Source organism: Leptospira mtsangambouensis (assembly GCF_004770475.1).
GTDB lineage: Bacteria > Spirochaetota > Leptospiria > Leptospirales > Leptospiraceae > Leptospira_A > Leptospira_A mtsangambouensis.
This window is the reverse complement of record NZ_RQHK01000002.1, coordinates 755390-767545: the sequence shown is the minus strand read 5'-3', so window position 1 is coordinate 767545 and position 12156 is coordinate 755390. Positions and strand designations below refer to the sequence as shown.

At 39.5% G+C, this 12156-nt stretch carries 9 protein-coding genes; 7 read left to right on the top strand and 2 right to left on the bottom strand.

Going from position 1 to position 12156, the window contains the following annotated elements; translation table 11 throughout:
* From EHR01_RS03415 to EHR01_RS03385, 7 genes are read left to right on the top strand one after another with little or no spacing between them, the layout of a single operon-like run.
* Positions 1 to 366: a response regulator gene (locus EHR01_RS03415; protein WP_135693181.1), complete on the top strand. Its 366-nt coding sequence runs from the start codon at positions 1 to 3 to the stop codon at positions 364 to 366.
* A 1-nt stretch (position 367) separates the two neighbouring features.
* Complete coding sequence (locus EHR01_RS03410; protein ID WP_135693180.1) at positions 368 to 739, top strand: STAS domain-containing protein; 372 nt, start codon at positions 368 to 370, stop codon at positions 737 to 739.
* Positions 739 to 2940: a chemotaxis protein CheA gene (locus tag EHR01_RS03405; RefSeq protein ID WP_135693179.1), complete on the top strand. Its 2202-nt coding sequence runs from the start codon at positions 739 to 741 to the stop codon at positions 2938 to 2940. The genes EHR01_RS03410 and EHR01_RS03405 overlap by 1 nt, the downstream gene beginning before the upstream one ends.
* A 10-nt stretch (positions 2941 to 2950) precedes the next feature.
* Entirely contained in the window at positions 2951 to 5665 is a 2715-nt protein-coding gene (locus tag EHR01_RS03400; protein WP_135693178.1) for a methyl-accepting chemotaxis protein, read from the top strand.
* Between the two features lie 22 nt (positions 5666 to 5687).
* On the top strand, positions 5688 to 6164 hold the full coding sequence (locus tag EHR01_RS03395) for a chemotaxis protein CheW (protein ID WP_135693177.1): 477 nt from the start codon (positions 5688 to 5690) through the stop codon (positions 6162 to 6164).
* Positions 6164 to 6652, top strand: coding sequence for a chemotaxis protein CheD (locus tag EHR01_RS03390; protein WP_135693176.1), 489 nt, complete (start codon positions 6164 to 6166; stop codon positions 6650 to 6652). The genes EHR01_RS03395 and EHR01_RS03390 overlap by 1 nt, the downstream gene beginning before the upstream one ends.
* Before the next feature lie 4 nt (positions 6653 to 6656).
* The gene (locus EHR01_RS03385) at positions 6657 to 7709 is read left to right on the top strand and encodes a protein-glutamate methylesterase/protein-glutamine glutaminase (protein WP_135693175.1); all 1053 of its coding nucleotides are present in this window, start codon (positions 6657 to 6659) and stop codon (positions 7707 to 7709) included.
* Here EHR01_RS03385 and EHR01_RS03380 read toward each other — a convergent pair whose 3' ends face one another.
* Positions 7710 to 10463 (bottom strand): ATP-binding protein, encoded by a 2754-nt coding sequence (locus EHR01_RS03380; protein WP_135693174.1) that lies wholly within the window; start codon positions 10461 to 10463, stop codon positions 7710 to 7712.
* Between the two features lie 5 nt (positions 10464 to 10468).
* The gene (locus tag EHR01_RS03375; protein WP_135693173.1) at positions 10469 to 12115 is read right to left on the bottom strand and encodes an acyl-CoA carboxylase subunit beta; all 1647 of its coding nucleotides are present in this window, start codon (positions 12113 to 12115) and stop codon (positions 10469 to 10471) included.
* Between the last annotated feature and the right edge of the window lie 41 nt (positions 12116 to 12156).

Below are 12156 nucleotides of genomic sequence, written 5' to 3'. Positions count from 1 at the left end.
ATGAATAGGAAGATATTGATCATCGATGACTCTGCAGTATTCAGAAAGATTATCTCTGTACATCTAAAGAATGCAAACTTCGATCTCATTGAAGCAGGTGATGGATTAGAGGGTTTAAAACAATTAGAAGGCAACGAAGTGGATTTGATCGTTTCAGATATGAATATGCCAAACATGGATGGGATAAGTTTTATCAAAAAAGTGAAAGAGAATCCTAAATACAAATTCACACCCATCATCATGTTAACAACAGAATCCCAACCAGAAAAAAAACAACAAGGGATAGATGCTGGTGCAAAAGCATGGTTAACGAAACCATTTTCTCCAGAAGAATTGTTGGATACAATCTCCAAACTAGTAACGTAAAATGGAACCTGTCCAAAACCTAAAAAAAACAAACATAGGCTTTGATATCACTTGGGAAGGGTATTTAACCGTACCCTTTGTTAAGGATTGGAAAAAACTATCAGAGGTTTGGACAAGTGGAAAAGGACAAGTATATTTGTTAGACTTAAGTGGAATCCAACGAGTGGACTCAGCAGGGATTCAGTTCTTGATGTATCTTAAAACTTTAAGTCAAAAAAATCACTTTTCCTTAAAATTAGAAAACCACTCACTACCTGTTTTGAAAGTTTTAGACCTTTTGGGACTCGTTAGTTTTTTTGGTGATCGAGTGAAGGTAAAAAAAGAGCACTCGAACGAAGTAGAATTTAGATATGGTACGAGGAAAAACAACTAATGGATTTAACTGAGGTTATAGATGCCTATTTAGTTGAATCCGACGAATTCCTTCGGGATATGGAGGCAATTCTCTTACGTACAGAAACTTCTGCCCCTAGTGATGAAGATTTGAATGCCATCTTTCGAGCTGTTCATACTATCAAAGGGACAGCAGGAATGTTTGGATTTGAATCCACTGTGAAGTTTACCCATGTTGTGGAAAACTTACTGGATCGATTGCGTTCTCATGAAATCAAGTTCCAAGCTGAATTAACAGAAATTCTACTCAAAGCAAAAGACCACCTTTCCTATTTAGTCGCAGAAGAAACCAAAGGCAAAATCCCTGAGTCAAAAATCATGCAGGGAAATTCAATTTTAGATTTAATGAAACCCTTCCAAGGTTCTGAAATTGTTACTTCCGAAAAAAAGCAGATCCAGAAAGAAAATGAAATTGGTTTAGATAAAAAAACGAACTATTTGCTTTCTGCAGAAAACCAAACTCAAACAATCCAAAACCATAAGGATTCAATCCCTGGATATCTGATTTCATTTCGACCAAACCGTAACGTTTTTTCGCAAGGATTAGATCCTATCTCCTTTATTGGATATTTAAAAAAAATCGGGAAAATTCAATCGGTGAAAACCATTGCAGAAACCATCCCAAACACTATGGATTTTGATCCAGAATCTTGTTATTTGGGCTTTGAAATCCACTTGGAATCTGACGCTGGTTTGGATGCAGTAAGAAAAGTTTTTAACTTTATCGAAGCCGACTCTTTTTTACACATTCTCCCTCCTGATGCGAATATTGAAGATCTAGCAGACCTATCCTTCCAACTCCCAGAAGAAGAAATTTTACTTGGGAACATTTGGAGAGAAATTCAAATACTAACAGACGCTAGTCTTGTAAATTATTTTGAAGAACTAAAAAAAAGAAAAACAGGGATCAGTACGAACTCAGAAGAAAATCATTCTTCCCCTCCTCCCCACTTATCTTCAGATGAATTACACGAAGACAAAACAATCACAAATCAAAAACAAGACCAAAATAAATCAGCAACCATCAAGGTAGATTCAAAACGAATTGATAAATTGATCAATCGTGTGGGAGAACTTGTAGTTTCCTGTGCAAATATGAACCAACTCATTGGTTCCATGGAAGATTCCAACTTACAAGAATCGTCTATGCTTGCGATGCGTCTTCTAAACGAAGTGAGAGAAATTTCTTTAAAACTAAGAATGGTCCCAATTGGAGACACCTTCCAAAAATACACAAGGACTGTTCGCGATTTAGGGAAAGAACTTGGAAAGGATATCAAACTTATCACAGAAGGAAATGATACGGAACTCGACCGGAATATTGTTGATAAGTTAGGTGACCCACTCACACACTTAGTTAGAAACGCTTGTGACCACGGATTAGAAACTTCCAAAGAAAGGGAAAAAAAAGGAAAACCAAAGCAAGGTACCATCAAACTAAATGCCTTCCATGAAGCAGGAAGTGTTGTGATAGAAATCACTGATGACGGAAACGGAATTCAAAAAGAAAAAGTTTGGCAAAAGGGAATTGATAAAGGCCTCGTGTCTGGGCCGCTACCTGATTCGGAAGAGGAAATTTTTAAACTTCTTTTTCATCCTGGACTATCAACAGCCTCTCAAATCACCAATGTTTCCGGGAGAGGTGTGGGACTTGATGTAGTTTTACAAAATATTGAATCCCTCCGAGGTTCGATAACCGTCAAATCCACACCGAACCAAGGAAGTCGATTTATCATTCGACTCCCACTCACACTTGCCATCATCGATGGGTTTTTAGTAGAGGTTGGTAAAAACCAATTCATCATACCGATGGATATGGTATTAGAATGTTTACATTTTACAGATGATAACAAGGTTGATTCCAATCAATTCTTTGCGCTTCGAGGAAATTTAATTCCATTTCTTCGTCTGAAAGATTATTACCCATGTGAATCGAGTGGAGAAAATTCCAGAGAAAATATTGTTATTGTAAGGAATGGAGAAAAAAAAGCAGGAATCGTTGTAGAACGACTTCTGGGCGAATACCAAACGGTCATTAAACCAATGGGCTCAGTATTTCGCCATGTAAAAGGTGTTAGTGGGTCAAGCATTCTCGGTGATGGGAACGTGGCACTAATCATTGATATCCCTTCCTTATTTGAAAGAACCATTGCCGTCGAAAACGAAAGATTATATAAATGAAGAGGATGATATGAAAAACATAAAGATAAGCACTAAGCTAATAGGCTTTTTTCTTACAGGTCTAATTTTTGTAATTTGGACTTCTGCTTATTCTTGGGGAATACTGACTGATGTAAGTCATTCGGAAGAAACAACACGGATTCATCTGCAAAAAACAGAAAACCTAACTTCCATTTGGAACCTAAGTCAATCGATCCAATCCGATCTCTTCACCGTCCTCCAGTCGCAAGAAGTAGACAAAACCTATGTTGCCAAAATTAAATATGACTTAGAAAAACTGAATTCAGCTTGGGAACAAATTGTCTCTCTCCAGGCGTCTACAGAAGAATCAACAATCATAAAGACAACTATATCGCAAAAAGATGATTATTTAAACATTATAAAATCCTATGTAAACGAACCAGAGGATCCTACAAAAAAAGAAAATTTAAAATCAAATCTTTCGGAATATTGGAAACCCTACTCTAGTTCTATCTCCAAATGGAATTCCCAACTCACAAAAGAAAGTATTTCTGAAATTTCAAAAGGTATGGTGACTCCAAAGGAAAAACTATTCCCGGTTTATATTTCAGGAATTGTCTTTCTTCTCATCACTGCTAGCTTACTATTCTTACTACTCAAACAGGTTGGAAAACCACTAAGAGATGCAATTCAAATCAAAACAGCCTTAGATTGTGTCTCTACAAACGTAATGATTGCTGACTTAGACTTAAAAGTTGTCTACATGAACAAATCAATTCGCGGTATGTTTGATAAATCGGAAGCAGACATCAAGACCCAAATTAGAAATTTTTCACTCAAAGATCTAATGGGAAGTAATATTGATAGTTACCATAAAGACCCAAGCCACCAGCGCAGACTTCTTGGAACCTTCACATCCGAACACAAAACTAGCATTAAAATAGGAAACAGAGAGTTTAATTTAATTGCTAACCCTATCATTACAAATTCTGGCGAACGTTTGGGCAGTGTAGTGGAATGGGCGGATGTTACGGAAGCCAATGCGAATTCGAAAGCCATTGAAAGATCACAAGCAACCATTGAATTCAGTATGGATGGAACAGTTACAACAGCAAATGAAAAGTTCCTCAATTTAATGGATTACAGTCTAAATGAAATCAAAGGCCAACACCATAGAATTTTCCTTGAGTCACAAGAAGCAAATTCAGAAGCCTATCGCCAATTTTGGGCTGCTCTCAATCGAGGGGAATACCAATCATCTGAATTCAAACGTATTGGGAAAAATGGAAAAGAAGTTTGGCTACAAGCCACTTACACACCAATTCTTGATGCTAACGGTCGACCATACAAAGTCATCAAATTTGCCACTGATATCACAGAAAACAAAAAACTAGTAAGGGAATTTATTGGCCAAATCGAAGCAATTAACAAAGCACAAGCGACGATTGAATTCAATATGGACGGAACAATCATCACTGCAAATGATATCTTTTTAAAAACAATGGGTTATGGATTGCAAGAAATTGTTGGCAAACACCACAGAATGTTTGTGGAATCTTCCATGGTCAACTCAGAGGAATACAGACAGTTTTGGGCAGCCCTCAATAGAAGTGAATACCAAACAGCTGAATACCGTAGGATAGGTAAAGATGGAAAAATTGTGTGGTTGCAAGCCACTTACAACCCGATCCTCGATTTGAATGGAAAACCATATAAGGTCATCAAATTTGCCACCGACATCACAGAACAAAAAAATCTAGCAATCGAAACTTCACGTATTGTAGATGATCTTGTTGTTGGACTCTCTGCATTAGAAAAAGGTGATCTCACACAATTGATCACTAGCGAATACGAGGGAGGATTTGCTAAACTTAGAGATTCTTTCAATAATACATCTAAAAAATTAGTTGATATCATCAACGATGTAAGAACAAACACTGATGCACTTGTCAACGCTGCAGACGAAGTGGCTTCTACAGCGAGTACACTCTCCCAAGGTGCAAGTGAACAAGCAGCCTCTGTAGAAGAAACATCGGCTTCCTTGGAAGAGATGGGTGCCTCTATTGACCAAAATGCTGAAAATGCAAAACAGACAGATACCATTGCAACAAAATCTGCTAGAGACGCAAAACAAGGTGGAGAAGCAGTCAGAAATACTGTTTCGGCAATGAAAGAGATCGCTGACAAAATTTCCATTATTGAAGACATTGCATACCAAACCAACTTACTTGCATTAAATGCTGCAATTGAAGCAGCAAGAGCAGGAGAACATGGAAAAGGATTTGCTGTCGTCGCCTCTGAAGTGAGAAAATTGGCAGAACGTTCACAGAAATCTGCTAACGAAATTGGAAGTTTAGCAGGAAGTTCCGTACAAATTGCGGAGTCTGCAGGAAAACTCATTGAAGAAATTGTTCCCGCTATCAATAAAACAGCAGACCTTGTGCAAGAAATTACAGCAGCAAGTCAGGAACAATCTTCCGGAGTGAATGAAGTAAATAAGGCAATGGGCCAACTAGACCAGGTTTCCCAACAGTCAGCAAGTGCATCGGAAGAACTAGCAGCCATTGCTGAGGAATTACAAGCCCAATCAGAAAAATTACTTTCTTCTATAAGTTTTTTCAAATTGGGAAAACATTCGACACTACAATCCGCCTTAGATTCAAAACACTCAAAACTAGCGGCCAAAACTGCCACTCGACTACAAACACCAAACCCAAGAAAGGTGGATTCGTCAGATGATAACAACAAGTTCCAAAAATATTAAAAGATTAAGGTAGGATATCGATATGCAGGAACTTCAATACCTAACTTTTTTAATTTCGGAAGAACTCTTTGGGCTAGGAATTTTATATATCAAAGAGATCATTGAGTTCGAATCAGTGACCCATGTACCGATGATGCCAGAGTATATACCTGGTGTCATTAACCTAAGGGGGAATGTGGTTCCAGTGATAGATCTCAATATGAGATTTTACAGAAGGAAAACCGAAACCAACCGTAAAACTTGTATCATCATTACTGAAATCAAAGTGGAAAATGAAATCATTGATGTTGGTTTACTAGTGGATGCAGTCAACGAAGTGGTTGATATCACACCAGAGTCTATTGAAGAACCACCTAGTTTTGGTTCAAAAATCCGTTTGGATTTTATACAAGGCCTAGGAAAATTAGAGAGTAAATTTGTCATTATCCTAAAAGTAAACCAAATTCTGGAGCTTTCGGAGTTACAATCCATCCAAGAATCATCGTCCAATGTTGTGTGATGGATTCACCAAATGTAGTAACTGACCGGTTTCTAAACCCTGGAGAAATTTTCTTCGGAGGACCCGAATTTAGAGTGAGAACCTTACTTGGTTCTTGTGTTTCCATTGTCTTGTGGCATCCTGATAAACACATCGGAGGAATGTGTCATTACCTGCTTCCAACCCAAACGGATCAACATCTTGAAAAAACTCATAAATATGGAACCGATGCTATTTTGTTTTTTTTGACAGAAATAAAAAAACATCACACAAAACCTAACGAATTTTATGCAAAAATCTTTGGAGGATCCAATATGTTTTTAAATGAAGAAAAGGAAATACTGAAGGACAATTCCACTTCAAACGTAGGATCACGAAATGCTGAATTTGCAAAAAAGATCTTAAAGGAAAATGAAATTAAAATCATCTCCGAAGATACCGGTGGAACTTTATCCAGAAAAATATATTTTACAGTCTGGGATGGCGAAGTTTGGGTAGAGAAAAAATAAAAATATGAAAAAAATCAAGGTGTTTGTAGTCGATGATTCAGCTGTCGTAAGACAAGTGTTAACTGAAATATTCAAATCGGATCCAACCTTCGAATTTCTGGGTAGTGCCTCCGATCCGATTTTTGCTATGGACAAAATGAACGGTCATTGGCCCGACGTGATTGTTTTAGATATCGAAATGCCAAGGATGGACGGACTGTCTTTCTTGAAAAAAATTATGACAGAACGGCCCACTCCTGTTGTGATTTGTTCCACTTTAACGACAGAAGGTTCCGACACAGCATTGATTGCCATGAGCTTAGGTGCATGCGAAATCATCACTAAACCCAAAATTGGCTTAAAAGATTTTTTACATGAATCCACAATTGAACTGACCGATGCAGTGATTGCAGCTGCATCCGTATCTTTAAAAGCCCTACCCAATCCAAAAGAAAGAAAAGAATTTTCAATCAAAACGGAAAAAAAACAAGATATCTCTCAACTTCAAGCCACAGAAAAAATTGTCGCCATTGGAACTTCCACCGGAGGGACCATTGCCCTAGAAGAAGTTCTCACCAAACTAGCAAGAGACAAAACACCAGGGATCGTGATTGTTCAACACATGCCTGAAAAGTTCACTGAAACTTTTGCCAAACGATTGGATTCCATTTGTGAAATTAGTGTGAGAGAAGCAAAAGATGGAGACCGAGTTGTGAGAGGCCTTGCGCTCATCGCGCCAGGGAACCGCCATATGACAGTTCGGCGATCTGGAGCCCAGTATTTTGTGGATGTGGCAGATGGTCCTTTGGTAAATCGACACAAACCTTCTGTGGATGTGTTATTTCGATCTGTTGCAAGACAAGCGGGACAAAATTCCAAAGGAATCATTATGACTGGAATGGGTGATGATGGGGCTTCAGGACTTTTGGAAATGAAAGAGGCTGGGGCTGATACGATTGCCCAAAATGAAGAAACGTCGGTAGTATTTGGAATGCCGAAAGAGGCAATCAAAAGAGGAGGAGTGAATCACATCCTCCCCCTCACTGAAATTTACAAAACAATTGTGGGTTACGGTTAGTTAACCGAGACCCAATTCTTTTGTTACCTTGACTTTTCTAGAACGAATTTCTTCGGGAGATTCTTCCTTTAGAATTTCATCTGGTTTGATTTTAAAGATGGGTTGAGCTTTTGTCACAATCTTTCCGTCTGAATCCACCATTAGATTTTTCACAATGGTTCCACTGACAGGTGCCAAAATCTTATTAAACATCTTCATTACTTCGATGATAAATAGAGGTTGGCCCGCTTGGAAATGATCCCCTTCACTTATGAGCATAGGTAGATTCGGTGCTTCTTTTGAGTAGAACATTCCACCCATAGGCGCTACAATTTCATCCCCCGACATTTTTGGTGGAGGGTTCAGTGTTTTGATAAACGCATCTCTAGTATCTTTAGCTTTGAATTCATCAGGAACCACCCCATCCAAATCCGCATTCACATCCAAACCAAAAAAGTTAGATTTGATTCCGATTTTCGGAAGTAATAACAGTGTATCAAGACCAGCTTGGAAACCGTTATGGCTTGCCACCGAAGCATTCCAAAGTTCCTCAGAAAGCGACTTAGATGGATTTTTACCTTTTGCAAGTGCTTCCGATAAATCCTTCCAAGAGCTAAGCCCTGTTCGTTTGGATAGTTCGGAATAAAAAGCTTTTGCTTCGTTTAGTAACGCAGCGTCGTGATCCCAAATCTTTTCAGAACTTGGTTTTTCTTCCGTTGTATCCAAATTCAAATAGTAATACAAAGAATCCAAAAATTGGATCGGGTTTTCATTGAAAGTGATGTTGTTACCACTGCGAGTCCAAAGTTTTCCATCAAAGTATCCGAGGAATCCACCGAGTAAGTGTGGGTTTGCAAGGAGACGTTCCAAAGGACGAATCACAAGGGTCATCTTTTTGTTTAGAATTTTCTTGAGATCTGCATCGGCAGCCTTGGTTTTTTCTGACCAAAGATATTCCAAATCCAAATCGTTGATGATGGATTGTAAAGAACCGATTCCAGCCAAGTAGGAAATCATAAACGCAGTGGATGGTTTGAACATCGCGTCCTTACCCAAAATCCACTGGATGAGTCCATAGTGAACGAGTAAGTTCGTTTCGAGGTTTTGTCCCCTAAGCTCTGTTTTACGAAGAATATTACCTAAAATTTCTAAGTTTTCCGTTCTGCTATTTCCATAAGAAACAAGAAGAGCCACATTCGAATCATAAGCTCCAGCAAGGTTGTAATGAACAAAGGCACCTGTATCAGGGTTACGAGTACAAATCCCTTGGTCATCACGAATTTCTTCAGGAAGAGCATTCGACCAGTTTTGGATGATCCCTCCAGCGTGTGGTTGGAGAGCGCGGTTTGTCGCATTGATCCGAACTTCTGCGCCGGATACGTTTCTGACAATTCGTTCTGGTTTTGGAACTCTTGGACCGTGGATGGAAAGAACCGCCATCGCTTCCACAAGAGAATCAATGTAGAAAAAATCATTCGGATCATTTGGATTGGTGAACTTCATTTTGTACACCATCTCAGTCACACGGTGTTCCACCTGAATCCTTGTGTTTACTTCCATAAAGAAGAAACTATTACCTTCCACAATACATTCAAACGTAGAAACAGAATTTAAACGAATTGCCTTTCCAAACACTTCTGCTTGGTGTTCCATATCTTTTAAAGTCTGAACATCTTTGTCGAGGATGGCTGCTTTTTTGGCGTTAGAAGATCGAACAAGATCCGCTTCTTTTTGGAGTAACTCAACTGTTTGCGAAATTTCCAACAGTTTTTGTTCGTGCATCTGCAAAGAACAATCACGACCACCAAGAGACAAAGACCACTCTCCGTTACCGATGAGCTGGATTTCGTTATGGCGTGTGTTTTCAATGTTGAGCTCAATGAGGAAGTTTCTGTTGGAACCAACGGCAGTAACTTTAGATTCCGCAAGGATTTCCATAACAGCAGCATCAATTTCTGATTTTTCACTGATGACACGTTGGCCTTTTCCACCACCACCACCGATGTATTTAAATCGAATTCGTTTGCCTGGATACTTTTTCCAAATATCTTCACAAAGAATGGAAGACTCTTTTTGTAAGTCAGGAATAGAAGTGATGTCTATGGTTTTTTCGTAAGAAAGTTGGAGTAAGTCTTCCGCATTGTCTTCCAATGCTTTGGAATCATTAAAAGAAAAATTTAAGTTATTTTCTTTTGCAACTTTCAGAAGTCCATCTTTGGAATTCCCCGTTTTACGAAGTAAAGCAAGGGCAGTGATATTATCAACACCAGGAGTTACCGATACATTCAGACTTCTTGCGAGTTTTTTTGCTTCGTCTTTGGCACCAGCACCTTTTGCCACATGGGAGCTTGGACCCATAAATGTGATCCCAGCTTTTTCAATGGCTTCGATGAATTCAGCATCCTCTGCCATAAATCCGTAACCTGCAAAGATATGAGTGTATCCATTGTCTTTGGTGATTCCGATGATTTGGCGAATGCGTTGTTCTTTCTCTTCTTTACCCGCTCCCATATAATCAGGAACTCTATGGATATTTTCTGGGAATCGAAAGTTACGAAGTTCCGGAGCAAGGGCCTTGGGATAAACGATGGAATCTTTTTCGGAAAGTAAAATTCCGTATTCCTTCACCCCAATGGCATCAAATACATCCATGGTTTCCTTACGAACAGGGCCACGGCAAACAATCAGACATTTGATCGATTCCACAGTAAAGGAACGAATCCATGCCGATTCGGATTCTTGGAACTGAATGCGTTTTAAATTCTTATCTAACATGGAAATTATTCAAACTCCCTTTGAGGACCGGACATTTCCGCCGGTTTGTATTTGGACATTAGGAAATTCAAGTTTTTCGATAGTACGTTTCTTGTATAACCAGGTAAAATGATGGAGGAAACAGAACCAAGAGAAAGTGCTTCTTTTGGATTCATAAGTTCTTTTTCGTATCGTTGTCCGATTTCGAAAAGTTTGGCATCGCGAGTGGCGGCTGCTTCTTTTTCACTCATTCCTTTTTTCACATTGGCCAAAAAATCTTTTTGGATACTTGTGATTTCATCTTTGTAAACATACTCTTTTCCGGCAGGGCCCATCACCGCAATCCTTGCTGTCGGAAGTGCGAATACCATCGAAGCTCCCGTAAAATAGGAGTTAAATGTTGCATACGCTCCACCAAATGCATTACGAATGATAAGAGTGAGTCTTGGAGTTCTAAGATCAATAATAGAATCGAGGAGTTTTCTTCCTTCGAGAACAATCCCATTGTGTTCTTGGTCGCGTCCAGGTAAAAATCCAGTTGTATCTTCTACAAATACCATAGGGATATTGTATAAGTTACAGAATCTTACAAAACGAGTTCCTTTGCGAGATGCCCCGATATCAATCTGACCAGAAGATACTGCAGAGTTATTGGCAAGAAAACCCACCACATGACCACCGATACGACCAAAAGCAGTTACAATGTTTCTTGCTCTTTGTGGTTGTAATTCAAAGAACTCACCATGGTCACAGATTTGTTGTAAATAAAGTGTGATATCAAAAGGAGTGTTCATTCCTGTTGGGGAATTGAAAGTTTTTCTAAAAAGAATGTCTTCTTCGTAAATGAACCTGTCTACTGGATCCGAAGTCGGATAGAACGGCGCAAAACTGTGGTTATTGTCTGGTAAATAAGAGAGAAGTCGGATGGCTGTTCGCAGCGATCCTAATTCATCGCCTGTGACTAAATCGACCACACCTGACTGGCCATGTACTTTTGGGCCTCCCAGGTCTTCGGCAGAAATGTCTTCCCCAAGAACGGACTTTACCACCCCAGGTCCCGTGAGACCAAAGAAGGTTCCATCACATTGGATCATAAACGATCCTTGGCGAGGGAGGTAGGCTCCACCACCAGCATTGAAACCAAACATAAGCATAACGGAAGGAACCACACCGCTGATTTTGCGAAGTGCGGTAAAGGCTTCCGAATAACCGTCGAGTCCACCCACTCCCGCAGGAACATAAGCACCTGCCGAGTCGTTCATCCCGATGAGAGGGATTCCGTGGGTCCCTGCCATTTGGATGAGGCGAGCGAGTTTACTTCCATTCGTTGCATCCATAGAACCAGCACGAAGGGTGAAGTCGTGTCCGTAGACTGCCACATCACGGCCTTTGATATTTAAAATTCCAGTCACAATAGAGGCACCGTCTAAATTCGGTCCCCAGTTTTGGTAGGTGATATTAGGTTCTTCGTCAGTAAGGACTTTGATTCTCTCCCAAACCGTCATACGGTTTTTGGAGTGTTGGACGCGGATTCTATCTTCTCCGCCCCCTAGGATCGGTTTCTCAATGAGTTCCTTTCCAAGTTTGAGAGCATCATCATAAATTCCGGTTTGGGTTTCCGGAGCCTTGGATTCTTTGAACGGGTTGTTTAGGGAATACTGCTTGGTTTCCATAAGTTTTTTTCCAATGTTTTGTTTAGGATCACTTAGAAAAG